Genomic DNA, 18910 nt, shown 5'->3' on the forward strand with positions numbered 1-18910 from the left:
GTGCTTCCGTTGTGCGCGACTCAGTTCGGCACGTTCACCGCGCCGTTGCTCACAGTGATCGCATTGACGCCCGGATTCGCCGCGATCGCGGGCAGATTGGCCGTGGTCAGCGCGGGCGCGGCGCCGGGCGCGCCGCCACGCGGTATCGTGTGAATCACCTGCGACGGCGGCAGCGGCGTACCGCTCTTCAAATGACTCCACATCAGATTGAGCGCCTGAAGGTTGTAGTAATGCAGCGGCAGGAAGCGCGAATCGAAACCCGCCACGCCGAGGAACGCGTCGAAATGCTGGGCGTTCGTCACTTCGTAGAACGATAGCTTGCTCGCGCCGCCTTCGCTCAGTTGATTGAGGCCGAGGTACGGCCGCGACGCGTGATTGATAGGCACCAGCGTATCCGCGCGGCCCTGCACGATGATGGTGGGTTTGCCATGCAGATTCGCATTTACGCGAATGGCCTCGACGCTGTTGGTCAGCGTACCGTTCGTCCACAGTGTACGCAGACAGGAGGCACCCTGGTAACTGGCGTCGGCGGTCGCCAGCCGGTGGTCCGCCGCGCCCCCGACCGAGTTGAAGACGAGGTTGATGCCGTTGGTCGGCGGCACGCCGTTGCCATTGCCGAACACCGTGGGCATCGGCGACACGGCCGGCGTCACACCGGCGGTTCCCGTCGAACTCGTCGTGCCGAAGCTGAAGTCGCAGAGGTTGGCGGTGACGCTCGCTTTCGCGTACGCATCCGCATAGGTCACGGCGACGGCCGGCACCGCTTGCGAGTCCCACATCGGCGCTTGCAGCAGATCGGAGTCGGTCTGATAGCCGTTCTGATGCAGAAGCGCGAGCGCGTTGGTCGCCTGGGTCGTCAAGTTCCCACCCGCGATTACGCCAGCGGTTGCCAGCGACGCGCATCTCGCGGTGCGAATCGCCGTGGTCGTGGCGACCGGCAATGCCGACAGATACGGCGCGCCGGCCGCGGCGGGCGCGAGCGCCGCACACGGTTGCAGCATGTTGGCAAGCGTCATGTAGTCGGCGAGCGGTTTGCCGAATGCTCCGACCGGCACGCCGCCCTGAGCCACCGACACCTGGGCGGGCAAGCGCAAATTGATCTGCGGTTCGCCCACGACGACCGCGGTGATCCAACCGGACGTATCCTGTTCCGCGGCCGCGAGCGATGCGCCGCCGCCGTTGCTCACCGAGGCCGCGATAGTCGTGATGCTGCCGCTTGCATATCGCACCGTGCGGGTCGAACCGTTCAGCGTGCCGAAAGAATCGTTGAGGGCCCAGTACGCGAACTGGATCGCCTCCAACGTATCCTTGCCCCAATCCTGCTCCGGATTCTGCTGCGAGTGCGCGTGCTTGAACGCATAGCGATTCGGAAACTTGCTGTTGTAAGTCGCGAGATCGGTGTTGCCCAGGTTGGCCGTGAAGAAACTGTTCTTGCCTGCAGCGGTGGCATCCTGCAACGTGCCGTCGATCAGCGTGACCAGGTTGGAAGACAGTTCATGCGCGCCATTGCCGCTGCCTTTATCGGTGTACGCCACCGCGCAACCGCGCTTGAGGCCCCACTCGCCGGCTGCGGAAATCGCGCCGTACACGCCACGCGAACCAGATGACGTTGCCGTGACAATGCACGGCTGATCCGCATTGAAGCTTGCCGGTATCTGCACCAGCATGGTGACGTTCTGTGTGCCGCTGCCGTCGTCGGCGTAAGCGAGATATTCCTTGCCGGCGATCTTGCCTTCGCCGAGCGTGTCGTTGCCGTTGAGGTCGACGTTTGGCCCCCAGAAGCGTCCATAGCCGCCGGTCGCCGTCATGTCGACGAGCGCGCGATAGTTCGACCAGATGGCGAGGCGCCGGAGTTCGGCGGCAGTAGGTTGCGCAGCGTTGGCAATGGCCGGCGCCGTGGCCGACCCGAGGCCGGTTTTGCCGAGGCCCGCGGTGAGCAGGTCGTCGGTGTTGCCGTCGTAGGCCTGGGTTCTCACCGAGGAAGCGGTAATGAAACCCGGCAGCGTGTTGGCTTGCGGCGGCGGCGAATCACTGTCACCGCCGCCGTGGCAGGCGGTCAGCACGATCGCCACGGCCATCACGATCGCCAGGGTTCGCACCATCGGCACCGGTCGTTGCGCAGGCTGGACTCTGAAAATGGACTTCACGTTTTTTGTCTCCGATATTTGCTAATACCGTTGTGAATGCAACGGCACCGAATTTGCTGCCCGCTGTCCAAGGGATCGCGACGCTTCGGATACCGACGCATCGCTAGCCTGCATTGACCTTTCAATGGAGTCAATAGAACGTCATGTCCAAGCATAACGAAAGTCAGGATCCGGGCGACGTCTCAGCCGCCACCCCACCCAAACCTTCACGCCGCCGCTTTCTTCAATCGGCCGCCGCTGCCGCCACGGTCGGCGCGGCGCCGCATCTGCGCGCGCAGACTCAAACCCCAACCGCGCCACCGGCCCAGGTTCAGCAAGCCGTGCCGCCGCGCCCGGTCACGCTGACGGTGAACGGCCGCGCGTACACGCTGCAGCTCGAGCCGCGCGTGACCTTGCTCGATGCGTTGCGGGAATACGCGGGCCTGATGGGCACGAAGAAAGGCTGCGACCGCGGACAGTGCGGCGCCTGCACGGTGCTCGCCGACAGCCGCCGCATCAACTCCTGTTTGACACTCGCCGTGATGCATGAAGGCGAGAACATCACGACGGTTGAAGGGCTTGCCGCCAATGGCGCATTGAGTCCGATGCAGCGCGCATTCATTGAACACGATGCCTTTCAGTGCGGTTACTGTACGCCGGGGCAGTTGTGTTCCGCGACTGCCCTTTTGAATGAATTCCGCAACGGCACCGCCAGCACCGTCACGGCCGATGTGCGCAACCGTCCCGCCCAACTCTCTGACGATGAAATCCGCGAACGCATGAGCGGCAATATTTGCCGCTGCGGCGCCTACGCGAACATCGTGGCCGCCGTACGCGCGGTGCATGAAGGCGGCGGCCAGAACAGCGGCGGCAACAACCCCAACGCCTGACGGAGCGACAGCATGGATGCGATCTCTTATGAACGCGCCGGCGATGTCGCCGGCGCAGTGCGGGCGGCGCAGCAGCCGGGCGCGGTATTCATCGGCGGCGGCACCAATCTTCTCGATCTGATGAAGGGCGGCGTAGCGCGGCCGATGCGGCTGATCGATATCACGCACATCCGCGGACTCGATACGGTCACGACGCTGCCTGACGGCGGCATCCGGCTCGGCGCGCTGGTGCGCAATAGCGATGCCGCCAATCACGCACTGGTGCGCGAGCAATACCCGTTGCTCTCGCAAGCATTTCTGGCGGGCGCATCGTCGCAACTGCGCAATATGGCGACGGTCGGCGGCAATCTGCTGCAACGCACGCGTTGCGGCTACTTCTACGACACCGCCTTCACTCAGTGCAACAAGCGCATGCCGGGCAGCGGCTGCGCGGCGCTCGACGGCCACAATCGCACGCATGCGATTCTCGGCGCGAGTCCGCAGTGCATCGCCGTGAATCCATCGGATATGAGCGTGGCGCTTGCCGCGCTCGATGCGGTAGTGCGCGTGAGCGGCCCCGCAGGCGAACGGACTATCGCGTTCGCCGATTTCCACCGGCTGCCTGGTGACCGGCCCGATGTCGATACCACCTTGCAGCCGGGCGAACTGATCACCGCCGTCGATCTTCCGCCGCCGCTCTTCAGCGCGAACTCCCACTATCTGAAAGTGCGTGACCGCGCCAGTTACGCATTCGCGCTGGTCTCGGTTGCCGCCGCATTGCAGATGGATGGCGATCGCGTGAAGACCGCGCGCATCGCATTGGGCGGCGTCGCGCACAAACCCTGGCGCGCAAGCGGCGCGGAACAGATGCTCAACGGCCAGCCGCTCACGCAAGCGACGCTGGCCAACGCCGCCGCGGCCGCTTTACGTGAAGCGCGGCCGCAACACGACAATCGTTTCAAGGTGCAGCTCGCGCAGCGCGCGATCGTGCGCGCAGTGAACCAGGCCGCCGGCCGCGCGGGAGGTGTCGCATGAATCTGATCGGTCAACCCATCGACCGCACCGACGGTCTGCTCAAAGTCACCGGCGAAGCGCGCTATGCCGCCGAATTTCCTGAAGCACGTCTCGCGCATGCGGTGCTCGTCACCAGCACGATCGCGCGTGGGACCATCGCCTCGATCGATGCAAGCCGCTCGCAGTCACTGCCCGGCGTGCTGCTCGTGATGACATATCAGAACGCGCCGCGTCTGCCGAACGGTGGCAAGCCCACGTTGGCGCCGCCGGCCGGACGCCGCCTGTCGCTGCTGCAGGACAACCAGATTCACTACAGCAACGAGCCGGTCGCCGTGGTGGTCGCCGACACACTCGAACACGCCACCGACGCCGCGCGCCAGTTGCGCATCGCGTATCAGAGCAGCGCCGCGACCGTGGACTTCGCGCAAGCCAAGCCGAACGCGCACGCGCCGGACAAACCGCAAGGCCGCCAGACCGACACGCAACGCGGCAGCTTCGACGACGGCTTGCAAAGCGGCCCAGTGCGCGTGGACGCGACCTACACCACGCCGATCGAACATCACAACCCGATGGAGCCACACGCCACGATGGCGCACTGGGACGGTCCGCAACTCACGCTCTACGATTCGACGCAAGGCGTCAGCGGCGCGGCGCAGGCCATCGCGAAGACGTTCGGCATGTCGCCCGGCGACGTGCGCGTGATTTCGCCGTTCGTGGGCGGCGGCTTCGGTTGCAAGGGCTCGTCGTGGTCGCATGTGTCGTTGTGCGCGATGGCGGCGAAGCAGACTGGGCGGCCCGTGCGGCTCGTGCTCGAACGGCCGCAGATGTTCGGGCCGGTCGGCGCGCGACCGCGCACCGAACAGCACTTCGTGCTCGCCGCGCGGCACGACGGCACGCTGACCGCAATGCGCCACGACAGCATCTCGAACACCTCGGTGATCGAAGACTGGACCGAGACCTGCTGCATGGTCACGCGCATGCTGTACGCGGTGCCGAATCAGGTGACCACACACCGCATCGTGCCGCTCAATCTCGGCACGCCGACCTTCATGCGCGCGCCGGGTGAAACGACCGGTTCGTTCGCGCTCGAATCGGCCATGGACGAACTCGCTGCGGCCTTGAAGATGGACCCGCTCGCGCTGCGCATCAAGAATTACGCCGAGGCCGACCCGCAGGAAAACAAGCCGTGGTCGGGCAAGTCCTTGCGCGAGTGTTATCAGATCGGCGCCGAGAAATTCGGCTGGTCGCGGCGCCCGCCCGCCCCTCGCTCGATGCGCAACGGCGGCACTCTGATCGGCATGGGCATGGCGACCGCGACCTATCCGGCCAATCGCAGCGAGGCCAGCGCCATCGCGCGAATTTTGCCGGATGGCACCGCGATGGTCGCCTCCGGCACCCAGGATCTCGGCACCGGCACCTACACCGTGATGACTCAGGTAGCCGCCGACGCGCTCGGCTTCGCGCCGGAAAACATTCGCTTCGCGCTTGGCGATTCGTCGCTGCCCAGAGCGCCGGGGTCGGGCGGCTCGCAATCGGCCGCGAGCGTGTCGCCGGCCGTGCGCGACGCGGCGAGTCAGGCGCGCAGCCAGTTGATCGCGCTGGCGCTCGCCGATCAGGCTTCGCCCGTGCATGGCATTGCGCTCGACGACATCACCGTGGAAAACGGCTGGGTGATGAGCCGCTCGCAACCGGGCAAGCGCGATCCGGCGGCGGCGATCATCGCGCGCTCGGGCGGCAAGCCGATCGAGGCGAGCGCGACCGTCAAGCCCGGCGACGAAAAGCAGAAGTACTCGCTTCACTCGTTCGGCGCGGTGTTCGCGGAGGTGCATGTCGATGCCGATCTCGGCACGATCCGCGTGGCGCGTGTGGTCGGCGTGTACGACGTGGGTCGCGTGCTCAACCAGAAGACGGCGCGCAGCCAGTTGATGGGCGGCATCGTGTGGGGCGTCGGGGCGGCGCTGCAGGAAGAGACCTCGCTCGATACGCGCTATGGCCGCTTCACCAACGCGAATCTCGCGGAGTATCACGTGCCGGTGAATGCCGATATCGGGTCGCTCGACATTAGCTTTATCGACCGGCCGGATCCGTATATCAACTCGCTCGGGGTACGCGGCATCGGCGAGATCGGCATTACGGGCGTGCCGGCGGCGATTGCGAACGCGGTGTATCACGCTACCGGCGTGCGCGTGCGCGATCTGCCCATCACGCTCGACAAGGTGATGCAGACGATGCAGGTTTGACGCACTCGCGTTCGCCAGTGCGTTTCATGGCGACGCGGTCGCGTTCGGGTTTGTGTTCGTCAACGCGTTCGCTTAGCGCGGATGCGGTGGCGGACGCGCTCACGTCTATCTTCGCCATTGCTTTCAAGGCGGATCGGGCCCGTGCGCGCATGGCGTTCTGCTTCGCAGCGAGCGCGGCGTGGCCTTGGCAGTCCCGCGCCGTGAATCGACATTGGCGCTTGCCTGTGGCTGCGTTGCATCGCACAATCGATCTCATCCTTTCTTCTCATCCTTTCTACCGGTGCCCGCCCATGGCCTACGCCTCGCTCGCCACTGGCGTGTTGCTCGCCGCCGGCTTCGGTTCGCGCTTCGACCCGGACGGCCTGCACAATAAACTGCTCGCGTGCATGCCGGACGGCACACCGGTCGCGCATGAATCCGCGCATCGGCTGCTGCGGGTCGTGACGCGAGTGCTGGCCGTGGTGCGGCCGGGTTCGGACGCGCTCGCGCGGCTCCTGAACGATGCCGGTTGCGACGTGGTGTTCGCGCTGGACGCCGAACGCGGCATGGGCGCGAGTCTGGCCGCCGGCGTCGAAGCCAGTGAGAGCGCCGAGGGCTGGATCGTCGCGCTCGCGGACATGCCGCGCATCGCCACCAGCACGATCGAAGACGTGGCGCGCGCGCTGGACGGCGGCGCATCGCTGGTCGCGCCGTTTTACCAGGGGCAGCGTGGACATCCGGTCGGCTTCGGCGTCGAGCATCGCGACGCGCTGCTGGCGCTCGACGGCGATACCGGCGCCAGGGCCTTGCTCATGTCGCAGCATGTGACGCGGCTGGACGTCGACGATGCGGGCATCTTGCGCGATGTGGACACGCCGGAGGATTTGCGCAACGTGTAGTCGTTGCGCGACCCTGGCCTGGCAGTCGTGACGTGACACGCTTGATCCGGACTGGTGTTCAGGCGCATACTGTACATCCATACAGTATTTTTGTCCGCATGGGCTGGCGCGTTACGTTGCGCATGGCCGCGGCGCGACCGCATGAAACGCATTTCAATCGAACCGTCTTTTGCCGCCTGGCGCCGCGCGGCGCGGGAACTGCTGCGGCAAGGCGTCGAGCCGGAGCGGATCGAGTGGGTTGAATTCGATTCAGTCGACACGGGTATCAGCAGCGTCGCCGCTCCCGGCAACTCCGCCGCCCCGGTCGTCGCTACGCCCGCCATTCCTCGCGAACTGCTCGCCTGGCTGAAAACGGCGGCCTGCTTTTGCGCGCCGGACCGCTGGTCCCTGCTCTACCGCATCCTGTGGCGTTGGACGCACGGCGAGCGCCACGTCCTCGATCCGCAGGACGCCGACGGCGCGCTGCTCGATCAGCGCATCCAGTCGGTCGAGCACGAAACCAATGATCTGGTGACACTCACCCTGTTCAGGCGGCGCGATCCGTCCATGGGACCGCCGGAATTCGTCGGCTGGTACGAGCCGCATCATGATCTGCTGGCGCAGGCCGCCGAGCGCTTTGCCGAGCGCATGGGCGATTCCACCTGGATGCTGGCGACACCGCGAGGCGCGGCTTTCTGGAACGGCATGTTGCTGCGAATCAGCCAGCCGGCAGCGGATGACGGAGAGACCTCTTGCCCCGAGCACCAGCAGCAGAATCCGCTAACCACCGAGGCGTTACCACCCGGCGCCATGGCCGGCGAAGCCACGACCAGCGAACCCACCGAGGCGCTCTGGCTCGCGTATTACGCCAGCGCCTTCAATGGAGCGCCGGCGCCCGTGCCGCTGCGTTACTGGAGAACGCCGCCTGTGGGTCCGCCGCTGCCCGCACAGCTTGCGCGCGAGCGTAGCCGCCTCGGCGCGCAGAGTGGCACCGTCACCGTTCCGGAGATGCCGCCGCTCGAATATTCGGCGGTGACGCCACCGCTGCGCGAGCCCACCGGCCCGCTGGCTACCTGCCGGCGCTGCGCGTTGTGGCGCAACGCGAAGCAGGCCGTCGCGGGCGCCGGTCCGGCTCAGGCGGCGCTCATGGTGGTCGGCGAACAACCCGGCGAGCACGAAAACCAGCACGGCGCGCCCTTCACCGGGCCCGCCGGTCAACTGCTCGATACGGTGCTCGCGCGCGCCGGCCTCGAACGCGCGGCGCTCTATCTGACTTATGCCGTCAAGCATTACAAGTGGGAAACGCTGGAGCAGCAGCGCGTCCACCGCACGCCCGCGCGGCGCGAGGTCGAAGCTTGCCAGTACTGGCTGGAACACGAGCTCACGCAAATCGCGCCGCGCGTGGTCGTCACGCTCGGCGCGACGGCGCTGAAGGCGTTGACGGGCGCGCACGTCAATCTGTCCGAATATCTGGGGCAGACTATCGACCACGGCGGGCGGCTGATCGTGCCGACGTGGCATCCGTCGTATGCGCTGAAAATGGTGGACGGCCGGCTGCGCGAGGATATCGTCGCGGGCATGGTGGCGGCGTTCAGTCGCGCGGCGGGGTTGACGGCGGAAGGAGCGTAGCTTTTTTGCCTCGAATCGTGAGCCAATTCAGGAAGCCTCCGTCCCACCAGGGTGAGCCTCTACGGGAACCCTCGACCCGATCAGCACGACCATCACGATCAGGCACGCGGCTTGCGCACCATAAACCCGCCGCGCAAGCCGCGACGATTCCGCCTAAGCTGATGTGACGCCGCATTTTTCCAAGCACCGGCGTGACGCTCGAGCCTCGAACGGCCTCGCCAACGGCCCGCGCGTTGCGAACCCATCACACGTCCCATGAGCGAAACCAGCCCACGCCTTTTCATTGTCTCGCCCCATTTCGACGACGCCGTCTTCAGTTGCGGCGCATTGCTCGCCGCCCATCCCGACGCTGCGGTCTGCACGGTCTTCGCCGCCCCACCCGAGCAGCCGATGCATACCGAATGGGATGAAAAGTCGGGCTTCACGGACGCCCATCAGGCCATCCACGAACGCACGCTGGAAGACAACCGCGCACTCGAAGTACTCGACGCAATTCCGCTGCGCATGCCGTTTCGCGACAGCCAGTATCTGGACTCGCCCTCCATCAGCAAAATGGCGGCGGCGCTCGAGGAAACTATCTACCGCAGCACCGCCAACACGTTGCTGATGCCGCTCGGCCTGTATCACGACGATCACGTGCGAGTCTTTGAAGCCTGCTGTGAAATCCTGCCACGCCTGTCGCATCTGACCTGGTTCGGTTACGAGGAAGCGATTCACCGGCGCACGCCCGGCGTGGTGCAGGCGCGGCTCGCCGATCTCGCGCAGCGCGGCATCGTCGCGACGCCGGCCAGTCCGAGCGCCGGCCACACGATCGATGCGCAGCGCCGCGCGCAACTCAAACGCGAGGCGGTCAACGCTTACCAAAGCCAGTTGCGCGCGTTCGGCGCGGGCAATTATGACGACATCTTCGCGACTGAGCGTTACTGGCAGCTCAGCGTGGGTCGTCGCGTGAAAAAGTAGGAGACGCGGCGCGCCGGAAAGGCCTACGCTTGAAGAGCACGGCCGGCGCGAGTTCGACGCCGTCGCCGCACCGGCCTCTTCTCCACTCAAAGGTGCTGCCATGAGCTACGACATGCATACCAGTCCGATTCCCGACCCCAACGCCGATCCGAATCGCGACCCGGAAGCCGATCCGCTAGTACCGCCGTCGCCCGGCCATCACACCGAGGAGCCGCAACGGCCCGATGGGCCGCCGGACAAAGACCCGGTGTGACCGCGTTGCGCGGCCAGCCACCGGACGCGCGAATCAGCGCATCAGTTCGGTAAAGCCCTGCAACAGGCGGTCGATGTCGGCGGCGTGAATGTTGCCCATCGTCGAAATGCGGAACAGTTCGGCCGACAGACCGCCTTGCCCCGCGTAGATGACGAAGCCGCGCGCCTTCAGCGCGTCGTGCAGTTGCGGATACGCAATGCCTGCCGGCAAGCGGTACGCGCGCAGCACCACCGACGACTCTTCCGGCGGCAGCACGCTGCCGACACCGCGCTCGGCAAGACCCGCCCGCGCCTGTTCAGCCAGCGCCGCGTAGCGCGCGTGACGCGCGCGCCAGCCGCCTTCGTCGGCGAGTTCGCGCAGCGCTTCGACCAGTGCGTAGTACGCATGCACCGACGGCGTGAACGGCGTGTTGCGCTGATCCTGCAATTTCGCGAGACGGCCGAGGTCAAGGTAGTACGTGCGGCTCGCCGCCTGCGCGAGCGCCGCGCGGCGCACCAGCACGAACGACGCGCCCGGTACGCCATGCAGACATTTGTTCGCCGTGGCGGCCACCGCGTCGAGACTGGTGTCGGCGAAATCGATCGTTTCCGCGCCGAAGCTGCTCACGCCGTCCACCAGCAGACGCAGCCCCCGTGCACGGCACAACGCGCCGAGCGCGGCCAGATCGTTCAGGCGGCCCGTGGTGGTTTCGTGATGAATCACGGCGACGTGCGTGAACGCCTTGTCCGCGTCGAGGCGTTCGGCGATCTTCGCGAGATCGGGCGCCTGCATCCAGTCGTGCTTCAGCGATTCATGCGCGATGCCGTACTGCGTGGCGATCTGCGAAATACGCTCGCCGTACACGCCGTTTTCCACGACGAGCAGCTTGCCGTTTTGCGGCACCAGCGCGGCGGTCATGCTTTCGACGGCCGCCGTGCCGGAGCCGGTCATCAGCACCGCTTGCCATTCGCTCGCGTCGAGACCGTACAGATCGACGAGGCGCGTGCGCGCCTCTTCCTGCAAATCGAAAAACTCGCTTTCGCGGTGACACAGATCCGTCTGCAACAGGCTATTGCGAACGCGTTCGGTGAGCGTCACCGGGCCGGGATTGAGCAGCAGCATGAGCGCTCCTTGACTTTAAGCGGCGCCGATGTGGCGCATCAGACGCGTCTTCACATCGGGCGGAGTGATGGTGGGACGCGGCAGCCCGTCGGGCGTGCCGCGGCGAATGATGAGACGCGCGAAGCGCGGGCCGTCGAGCGGCGCCGCTTCGAACAGGGCGTCGATCACGTTCGCGTCGTCGCTTTCGACCGCCGACGCATAACCGCACGCCGCGGCCACGCCCGCAAACGAAACCTGTGACGACACCGTCGCCTGACCGCCGGTGGAATCGTGCGCGCCGTTGTCGAGCAGCACGTGCGTGAGATTCGACGGACCGTACGCGCCGATGGTGGCGAACGCGCCCATGCGCATCAACGCGGCGCCGTCGCCGTCGAGCGCGACCACGTGCAGGTCGGGACGCGCGAGCGCAAGACCCAGCGCGAACGGCGTCACGCAACCCATCGAGCCGACCATGTACAACTGGTTCGGCCGGTCGTCGATCGCGTAGAGTTCGCGCCCGCAAAAGCCGGTCGACGCGAGTACCACCGTCGAGTCGAGCGGCGTGTGCGCGATCACCTTGTTCAGCGCGTCGTGACGCGAAGCCAGTTCGCTCGCCGCCACGTTCGTGAACTGCGATTGCGGCGTGACGGGTGCGCGGCGCTCGCTCGCGCCGCCGTCCTTCAACTCGTACGGCGCCACGCTGCCCTTCTGCATGACGAGCGCGTACGGGCGGCCGGTTTCATCCATATGCGTGATGGCGCGATCGAGAGCCGGGCCGATTGCGTCGGCTTCCGTCGGGAAGGTTTCCCAGGGGATCTCCATCGTCTCCAGCATCGCGGGTGTGACGGGACCCATCAGCGCGTGCTGCGGTTCGTCAGCGACACCGGGCTGGCCGCGCCACGTGACGATCAGCAATTGCGGCAGACGGAAGGTCCACGTGAGCGAGGTCAACGGGCTCACGGCATTGCCGAGCCCGGAGTTCTGCATCATGGTGATGCCGCGCCGGCCGTTTTGCGCGCCGAGCGTGACGCCCGCGATCAACGCGACGGCGTCGCCTTCATTGGCCGCCGACACGTAATGCAGCGACTCGTCCTGCAACACGTAGTTGATGAACGGCGTCAGATACGAGCACGGCACGCCCGCATACCAGTCGAAGCCGCGCTCGCGCGCCGCCTCGACGAACTGTGCTGCCTCGATCATTGCGCGGCTCCGCTCGCTGCGTCCGCCGCGCCTTTGCCCGCACGGCCGACCGCGGCCGCGAACGGCGCTTGTGCATGCGCGAAGTCGCCCGCACGGCGGAAGTCCTCGAGGTCGTTCACGCCGCGCCAGTGGCCGTGCACGTATTGCACTTCGATCGACTCGCCTGCTTCGATCAGCGCGTTCAGCAACGCGGGCATGTCGAGCGACGCGAAATCCGGGCGCGCCTGCAATTGGCTCATGACCGCCTGCAAACGCTCACGGCCTTCACCACGCACGTTCAGCAAACCGACCCAACGGCCATGCGGCGTTTGCGACGCGATGGCCGACGTGGCGTCCTGCCCGCTCGACACGTGACGCAGCACGACCTTGTTGCCGAACAAACCGCGGTCGTCGGCCGCCGAGCACCACGCGAAATCGCGCACGCTGGCGTTTTCCGCGTCGGTCAGCGACGAATCGACCACCACGCTGAACGCCGCTTCGCTCTCCACGAGATCGCGCAGGATATAGCTGCGGAACAGCAGATCGCCGTACGAGACCACCGTGTCGCCGGCCAGCTTGTCGATCGCGCAGGCAAGCGACGCGAGTTCGCCGGTTTGCGCATGCTGTTCGTTGACGACGAGCTTGATGCCGGCCGTGTCGATCGCATCGGCGCGATAACCGCCGACCACGGTGATGTCGTTCACGCCCTGCTTCTTGAACGCATCGACGAGCCAGCGCAAGAGCGGCTTGCCGGCAATCGGCAGCATCACTTTCGGACGGTCTTCGGTGACGGCTTCGAGGCCCTTGCCGCGGCTCGCCGCGAGCACGACCGCGGAACCGGCCGCACGGCCGCTCGACAGATAGCGGTCTTCGGCTTCCGAGTATTCGTCGGCGTCCTGGAGGCGGAAGATTTCGTTGACCGCGGCAATGCTGTCTTCCACGTTGACGAGCGTTTCGCTCGCGTGGATTTCCTTGGCAACGGCCTGCATCGCCGAGGTCGCCGCGCGGATCAGATGGTTCGCCCAGATTACCGTGCTGATGCCGGCTTCGCGGAAGACTTCGGTTGGCGTGCTGTAGTACTTGGTCGGCACGATCACGAGCGGACCGCGGCCGGCCCATTCGCGCGCGAATTCGAGAATTTCGTCGGGACGCGAGAGCTTGCTGTGAATCAGGATCGCATCCGCGCCGGCCTGGCGATAGGCTTCCGCGCGACGCAGCGCCTCGTCCATGCCCCAGCCGGCGATCAACGCTTCAACTCGTGCGACGATCGAAAAATTCTCATCGGACTGCGAGTCTTTACCGGCTTTGATCTTGCCGCAGAACTCGTCCATATCGGCAAGCGGCTGCGCTTCGCCGTTGATGAAGCTGTTGGTCTTGGGGAATTGCTTGTCTTCGATACACACGCCGGCAATGCCGCGCTGTTCGAGTTTGCGCACGAGGCGGCGCACGTTGTTGAAGTTGCCGTAGCCGGTATCGCCGTCGAGCAGGATCGGCAGATCGCTGGCGTCGGCCATGAATTCGAGCGTGTCGACGACTTGCGTCCAGCTTGCTTCATTGTTGTCGCGCACGCCGTACTGCGCGGAGATCGCGAGGCCCGAGCCCCAGATCGCCTTGAAGCCGGCTTCGCGGACGATCCGCGCGGACAGGCCGTTATGGGCCTCCATCATGAATTCGAGTTCGTTGCTGACGAGCATCTGGCGCAGGCGCGCGCTGCGGGAAGCGGAGACGAAAGCGGGTTCGCGGGCGTTCATTTTATGTACTCCTGGTGGCGGGCTTATTGGTGCTCTTCTTTTGCCCGACTGACGACTGGAAAATGGCGACTATAGCGGAATTTTTATTTATTCGTCTTTTTCGTGGCAGCGGTTATCTCCATTTGCGGATAAGTGGAAAAATGTGTCGTTTTTTGCGATTCACTAATGCGAACCGTGACTTGGATTTTATTGGCGTTTTGTGGAATCCTGATGCAATCGTATGGCGGCGCTTTGATGGGCGGTGCGTCCCTTCGTTTTGGTCGTCAACAGTTGTGGCGATGTTGAGTTTTTAATATTCGTTTTTTAATTACGGAAAGCCTTAATTATTAATGCCGATTCATCAACACCGACATTTTTAATTGGCAATAGCGAGAAAGCCTGATTGAATAAGCAAAAAATGAATAAATCCACTTGATGAAACATAAAAAATGCCGTTCCAACGGTAAAAGGTCTCTTTAGTCAGACGAATAGAAATGTTTAACAGCGGGTTTCCCCTGCCCTGCGGACCCCATGCCGCCGCGCCGTAAACACAGTCAGCGACAAGCCACTCGCCACAAGCGAATCCAATCCCTGACCGACCACTGTGCGAAAGCAAAAACCGCTATGACTTTGAACAGAAAACTGGCCTCGATGATCGCCGTCCTCTGGATCGGCCTGATCCTGATCGGCGGCTTCGGCGCATGGCAAAACCGTGCCTCGATGATCTCGGACCGCCGCGATCAGCTGAAATCGCTGATCGACCAGGCCAACCACATCGTCGGCCGTTACTACACGCTCGCGCAGCAGCACACCATTACCGAAGACGAAGCGAAGAAGCAGGCGCTGGAAAGCCTCGCGGCCATGCGCTACGGTAAAGACGGCTACATCTCCGTCAACGATTCGCAGCCCGCCATGCTGATGCATCCGATCAAACCGGAAATGGTCGGCAAGAATCTCGCGCAGTTCACCGATCCGGCGGGCAACCATCTGTTCGTCGATATCGTCAACGCGGGCAATCGCGAGGGCGGCGGCTTTGTCGACTACCTGTGGTCCAAGCCGGGGAGCGACAAACCGGTCGCCAAAACCAGCTACTCGATTCACTTCGCGCCGTGGGACTGGTATCTCGTCACCGGCATGTATATGGATGACGTGCAAAGCGCGTTCTACGCCAATCTGCTGCGCTGGCTCGTCATCACCGTCACGCTCGGCGCGATCGCCACCGCCGTCATGCTGCTGGTGCTGCGCAGCATTCGCCGCACGCTCGGCGGCGATCTCGAAGTGGCCGTGGAACACGCGCAGCTGATGGCGCGCGGCAATCTCGCCACGCGCGTGCCGGTTCAGTCGGACTACACCGGCAGCCTGCTGCATGCGCTCCAGACGATGCAGGCCGGTCTCGTCGAGACGGTGTCGCGCGTGCGTCTCGGCACTGAGAGCATCAATATCGGCGCGACCGAAATCGCCGCCGGCAACACGGATCTCTCGCAACGCACGGAAGAACAGGCGGCCGCGCTCGTCGAAACGGCGTCGAGCATGGATCAGATGACGGTCAACGTGAAGCAGAACGCGGACAGCGCGCTGCAGGCCGCGCACCTCGCCGGCCAGGCCGCAGATGTCGCCACGCGCGGCAGCCGCGTGGTCGACGACGTGGTCCGCACGATGGGCGAGATCACCGCCAGCTCGCGGCAGATCGGCGACATCATCGGCGTGATCGACGGCATCGCCTTCCAGACCAACATTCTCGCGCTCAACGCGGCAGTCGAAGCGGCCCGCGCCGGCGAACAGGGTCGTGGTTTCGCGGTGGTCGCGGCCGAAGTGCGCAGCCTCGCGCAACGTTCGGCCACGGCGGCGAAGGAAATCAAGGCCTTGATCGAAACCTCGACGAATACGGTGGAAGCCGGCGCGTCGCTGGTCGCCAATGCGGGTTCGACGATGGGCGAAATCGTGCAGTCGGTGCGTCGCGTGAATGAGATTCTCGAAGAGATCAGCAATGCCTCGCGCGAACAGAGCGCGGGCATCGAGCAGGTCAATCGCGCGGTCGGCGAAATGGATCAGGTCACGCAGCAGAACGCGGCACTGGTCGAAGAGGCGGCGGCGGCGGCGCATTCGCTGAAGGACCAGGTGGGTGTGTTGCGCGAAGCGATTTCGAGTTTCGCGCTGCCGGCCTGAGTATTGTCAGACCGGCCGAAACCGGCACAAGCAGCACAAAAAAAAGAAGGCGCTCAACAGGCAGGGAGCGCCTCTTTAACACGCCGCGTCGGAGTCGACGCATTAATCGAACGAAAGAGCCGCGCGGATTTTTTAAGTCCGCGCGGTTTTTTTTACGCCCGCGCGCGCCTCGGTCCACCTTGGACCACCTCTGGCGTACCTGGTGTCGCCTTGCTCAGCAAACGCTTACCACGCGCCGAACCGCAACCAGATTAAGCCGAATTTGGCATCGCCGAATTTTGCTTAAGGCATTTTCATGCTAACGGCACGCTTACGATAATGGCCGCTTTTTTAACGCCCGCCGCGCAGATGCGCTCCACGCCGGAGCCGCCGCGAGCGCCGTTCATCGAGGCTCGCCGTCATGCTGCTCCATCTCCTCTACCTGCTCGCGATCGTCGCGGAAGCCATGTCCGGCGCGCTCATGGGCATGCGCCGCGGCATGGATCGCTTCGGTCTGTGCCTCGTCGGCACCGTCACCGCGCTCGGCGGCGGCACGGTGCGCGACGTCCTGCTCGGTCACTATCCCCTTGCGTGGATCTCGCATCCAGATTACGTTCTCATTACAATCGGGGCGGCGTCGGTTGCCGCGGCGTGCGCGAAGTGGCTGCGCAACTGGCAGAGGCTCTTCGTCACGGTTGACGCGATCGGCCTGATCGCCTTCACGGTGATCGGCTGCGACGTGGCCGCGACGCTGGACGTAAGCCCCGCCATTGTCGTGCTGGCCGGCGCGATCACCGGCGTGTGCGGCGGCATGTTGCGCGACGTGCTGTGCAACCAGATGCCGCTGGTGTTGCGTCAGGAGTTGTACGCCAGCATCGCCCTCGGCGCCGGCGCCGTGTATGTGGCCTTGCAAGCCTGCGGCGTGGCGCCGGGGCCGGCGTCGGTCGTGGTGCTCGCAGGCGGTTTCGCGGTGCGCATGCTGGCCGTGCGATTCCGCTGGCAACTCAAGGTATTCACCGCCGCCGATTCGGGCGGCGCAAGTTAATCGAGCTGTTCGTTATCCGCACCCAATGATCCAGAAGAAGAAATCGCAGCCGCACGACCCCTACGCGCCCGTCGCGAAGAACCAGTTGCTGGCCGCGCGCCTGCCGATGTGGCGTTCGAAATTCATCGTCCTGCTGGTGTTCGGCGCGTTCGCCTCGCTCGCGGGGCGCGCGTTCTGGGTGCAGGTGGTGAACCAGGACTTCTACGTCGACCAAGGGCAAAAGCGCTATCAGCGCACCATCGAACTCGACGCGACGCGCGGGCGGATCGTCGATCGCAATGGCTCGATGCTCGCCGTCAGCCTCGCGACTTACGAGATCTGGGCTTCGCCCAAACTGATCGACGAAGCCGCGATCGCGCCGCTCTCGAAGCTGCTCGATCTGCCGCTGGCGGAACTGCGCCGGCGTCTGAACGGCGACAAGACCTTCGTCCTGCTCAAGCGCCAGGTGGACGCCGAGACCGCCGGGCATCTGTCCAAGCTTGGCCTCGCGGGCATCACGCAGATCGCCGATTCGAAGCGCTTTTATCCCGAAGGCGAATCGGCGGCGCACGTGGTCGGCTTCACGGATATCGAGGACAACGGCCAGGAAGGCGTCGAACTCGCGGCCAACGAGCAACTGCTCGGCGTGCCCGGCCAGCGCGAAGTGATCCGTGACCGTCTGGGCCGCGTGGTGTCCGAGACCCGGCCGCTCGTGCCCGCGCAGAACGGCGAGACCATCCATCTGACGATCGACCGGCGGATTCAGCAGCTCGCCTATGCGCAACTGAAGGACGCGATTGCCAAACATCACGCCGAAGCCGGCAGCGTGGTGGTGCTCGACGCGCGCAACGGCGAGATTCTGGCGCTCGCCAACTACCCGAGCTTCGATCCGAATGACCGCGCCCGCCTGACCGGCCGCCAGTTGCGCAATCGCGCGGTGGTCGACACCTTCGAGCCGGGCTCGACGATCAAGCCGGTGGTCGTCGCGCTCTCGATCGACGAGGGCAAGGTGCGGCCGCAGAGTGTCATCGATACCGCGCCTGGCTGGTACAAGATCGGGCCGGCCGTCATCCACGACACCTCGAATCATGGCGTGATGACCGTCGCCGAAGCCGTGCAGAAGTCGAGCAATATCGCGCTCGCCAAGCTCGCGCTGAATCTGCCGGCAGAAAAGATCTGGACCAAGTATCAGGAATACGGGCTCGGTCTGCGGCCCGAGCTGACCTTTCCGGGCGTGGCGTCGGGCAAGGTGCGTCCGTACAAACGCTGGCGGCCGATCGAACAGGCGACCATGGCGTACGGCTACGGGCTGTCCACGTCGCTACTGCAGATGGCGCAGGTGTACACGGCCTATGCCGGCGACGGCACGATGCATCGCGTGAGTCTGTTGCGCAATGGAGCGGGCGCGGCCGCGCAATCCGACGGCAAGGGCCAGGCGGTTACGACGCCGACCACCGCACGCGCCATCCGCTCGATGCTGGAAATGGCGACCGGCGTGGGCGGCACAGGACGCGCGGCGACGGTGGAAGGCTACCGGATCGGCGGCAAGACCGGCACGGCGCGCAAACAGGTCGGCGCGACCTACGCGAAAAACCGCTACCGCGCGTTGTTCGTCGGCATGGCGCCGATGAGCGACCCCCGCCTGATCGTCGCCGTGATGATCGACGACCCGGCGGGCAAGGCGTTTTATGGTGGGACGGTGGCCGGTCCGGTGTTCAGCGGAGTGACGGGCGGAGCGCTGCAATTGCTGGGTGTGCCGCCGGATGCGCCGGGCACTTGAGAACCTCAAGCGGCATGCGCGCCG

General features: G+C 65.0%; 14 protein-coding genes. 10 read left to right on the forward strand and 4 right to left on the reverse strand.

The features are described from left to right. Positions 1-20: 20 nt before the first annotated feature. On the reverse strand, positions 21-2102 hold the full coding sequence (locus P0D73_RS20450; RefSeq protein ID WP_408177224.1) for a D-(-)-3-hydroxybutyrate oligomer hydrolase: 2082 nt from the start codon (positions 2100-2102) through the stop codon (positions 21-23). A 188-nt stretch (positions 2103-2290) separates the two neighbouring features. Here P0D73_RS20450 and P0D73_RS20455 point away from each other — a divergent pair, with 188 nt between their 5' ends. From P0D73_RS20455 to P0D73_RS20485, 7 genes are all read left to right on the forward strand, one after another. Continuing rightward, positions 2291-3016 (forward strand): 2Fe-2S iron-sulfur cluster-binding protein, encoded by a 726-nt coding sequence (locus P0D73_RS20455; protein ID WP_408176963.1) that lies wholly within the window; start codon positions 2291-2293, stop codon positions 3014-3016. Positions 3017-3028: 12 nt separating this feature from the next. After that, positions 3029-4030 (forward strand): FAD binding domain-containing protein, encoded by a 1002-nt coding sequence (locus tag P0D73_RS20460; protein WP_408176962.1) that lies wholly within the window; start codon positions 3029-3031, stop codon positions 4028-4030. Continuing rightward, the gene (locus tag P0D73_RS20465; protein ID WP_408176961.1) at positions 4027-6249 is read left to right on the forward strand and encodes a xanthine dehydrogenase family protein molybdopterin-binding subunit; all 2223 of its coding nucleotides are present in this window, start codon (positions 4027-4029) and stop codon (positions 6247-6249) included. The genes P0D73_RS20460 and P0D73_RS20465 overlap by 4 nt, the downstream gene beginning before the upstream one ends. 290 nt (positions 6250-6539) lie before the next feature. Next, complete coding sequence (locus tag P0D73_RS20470; RefSeq protein ID WP_408176959.1) at positions 6540-7127, forward strand: nucleotidyltransferase family protein; 588 nt, start codon at positions 6540-6542, stop codon at positions 7125-7127. 141 nt (positions 7128-7268) lie between these two features. Beyond that, positions 7269-8735: a UdgX family uracil-DNA binding protein gene (locus P0D73_RS20475; protein ID WP_408176958.1), complete on the forward strand. Its 1467-nt coding sequence runs from the start codon at positions 7269-7271 to the stop codon at positions 8733-8735. A 255-nt stretch (positions 8736-8990) separates the two neighbouring features. Then, positions 8991-9695, forward strand: coding sequence for a PIG-L deacetylase family protein (locus P0D73_RS20480; RefSeq protein WP_132382126.1), 705 nt, complete (start codon positions 8991-8993; stop codon positions 9693-9695). Positions 9696-9795: 100 nt separating this feature from the next. Continuing rightward, positions 9796-9948 carry a hypothetical protein gene (locus P0D73_RS20485; protein WP_165614491.1) on the forward strand — a complete coding sequence of 51 codons (153 nt, stop codon included), beginning with the start codon at positions 9796-9798 and terminating at the stop codon, positions 9946-9948. Between the two features lie 33 nt (positions 9949-9981). Here P0D73_RS20485 and P0D73_RS20490 read toward each other — a convergent pair whose 3' ends face one another. Genes P0D73_RS20490 through aepX form a run of 3 tightly spaced genes read right to left on the reverse strand, consistent with a single transcriptional unit; the run spans position 9982 to position 13958 of the window. Beyond that, on the reverse strand, positions 9982-11049 hold the full coding sequence (locus P0D73_RS20490) for a 2-aminoethylphosphonate aminotransferase (protein ID WP_408176957.1): 1068 nt from the start codon (positions 11047-11049) through the stop codon (positions 9982-9984). Between the two features lie 15 nt (positions 11050-11064). Next, positions 11065-12228 (reverse strand): phosphonopyruvate decarboxylase, encoded by a 1164-nt coding sequence (aepY, locus tag P0D73_RS20495; RefSeq protein WP_408176955.1) that lies wholly within the window; start codon positions 12226-12228, stop codon positions 11065-11067. Continuing rightward, a complete protein-coding gene (gene aepX, locus P0D73_RS20500; RefSeq protein WP_408176954.1) occupies positions 12225-13958 on the reverse strand; it encodes a phosphoenolpyruvate mutase in 1734 nt (577 codons plus the stop codon). The genes aepY and aepX overlap by 4 nt, the downstream gene beginning before the upstream one ends. Positions 13959-14561: 603 nt before the next feature. Here aepX and P0D73_RS20505 point away from each other — a divergent pair. The 3 genes from P0D73_RS20505 (at position 14562) to P0D73_RS20515 (ending at position 18886) form a co-directional block, all read left to right on the forward strand. Continuing rightward, entirely contained in the window at positions 14562-16103 is a 1542-nt protein-coding gene (locus P0D73_RS20505) for a methyl-accepting chemotaxis protein (RefSeq protein WP_408176953.1), read from the forward strand. A gap of 400 nt (positions 16104-16503) precedes the next feature. Continuing rightward, positions 16504-17127, forward strand: a complete 624-nt coding sequence (locus tag P0D73_RS20510) for a trimeric intracellular cation channel family protein (RefSeq protein ID WP_132382116.1) — start codon at positions 16504-16506, stop codon at positions 17125-17127. A 25-nt stretch (positions 17128-17152) separates the two neighbouring features. After that, the gene (locus tag P0D73_RS20515) at positions 17153-18886 is read left to right on the forward strand and encodes a peptidoglycan D,D-transpeptidase FtsI family protein (protein ID WP_408176952.1); all 1734 of its coding nucleotides are present in this window, start codon (positions 17153-17155) and stop codon (positions 18884-18886) included. Positions 18887-18910 lie beyond the last annotated feature (24 nt).

It is taken from the genome of Paraburkholderia sp. RL18-101-BIB-B (assembly GCF_046026985.1).
Classification (GTDB): Bacteria; Pseudomonadota; Gammaproteobacteria; order Burkholderiales; family Burkholderiaceae; genus Paraburkholderia.

Excerpts from the sequence above, each read along its gene's own strand:
- P0D73_RS20475 (WP_408176958.1), top strand. The coding sequence starts at position 7,269 with ATGAAACGCATTTCAATCGAACCGTCTTTTGCCGCCTGGCGCCGCGCG.
- aepY (WP_408176955.1), bottom strand. The coding sequence starts at position 12,228 with ATGATCGAGGCAGCACAGTTCGTCGAGGCGGCGCGCGAGCGCGGCTTC.
- P0D73_RS20480 (WP_132382126.1), top strand. The coding sequence starts at position 8,991 with ATGAGCGAAACCAGCCCACGCCTTTTCATTGTCTCGCCCCATTTCGAC.
- P0D73_RS20485 (WP_165614491.1), top strand. The coding sequence starts at position 9,796 with ATGAGCTACGACATGCATACCAGTCCGATTCCCGACCCCAACGCCGAT.
- P0D73_RS20450 (WP_408177224.1), bottom strand. The coding sequence starts at position 2,102 with ATGGTGCGAACCCTGGCGATCGTGATGGCCGTGGCGATCGTGCTGACC.
- P0D73_RS20515 (WP_408176952.1), top strand. The coding sequence starts at position 17,153 with ATGATCCAGAAGAAGAAATCGCAGCCGCACGACCCCTACGCGCCCGTC.
- P0D73_RS20455 (WP_408176963.1), top strand. The coding sequence starts at position 2,291 with ATGTCCAAGCATAACGAAAGTCAGGATCCGGGCGACGTCTCAGCCGCC.
- P0D73_RS20490 (WP_408176957.1), bottom strand. The coding sequence starts at position 11,049 with ATGCTGCTGCTCAATCCCGGCCCGGTGACGCTCACCGAACGCGTTCGC.
- P0D73_RS20505 (WP_408176953.1), top strand. The coding sequence starts at position 14,562 with ATGACTTTGAACAGAAAACTGGCCTCGATGATCGCCGTCCTCTGGATC.
- P0D73_RS20510 (WP_132382116.1), top strand. The coding sequence starts at position 16,504 with ATGCTGCTCCATCTCCTCTACCTGCTCGCGATCGTCGCGGAAGCCATG.
- aepX (WP_408176954.1), bottom strand. The coding sequence starts at position 13,958 with ATGAACGCCCGCGAACCCGCTTTCGTCTCCGCTTCCCGCAGCGCGCGC.
- P0D73_RS20470 (WP_408176959.1), top strand. The coding sequence starts at position 6,540 with ATGGCCTACGCCTCGCTCGCCACTGGCGTGTTGCTCGCCGCCGGCTTC.
- P0D73_RS20460 (WP_408176962.1), top strand. The coding sequence starts at position 3,029 with ATGGATGCGATCTCTTATGAACGCGCCGGCGATGTCGCCGGCGCAGTG.
- P0D73_RS20465 (WP_408176961.1), top strand. The coding sequence starts at position 4,027 with ATGAATCTGATCGGTCAACCCATCGACCGCACCGACGGTCTGCTCAAA.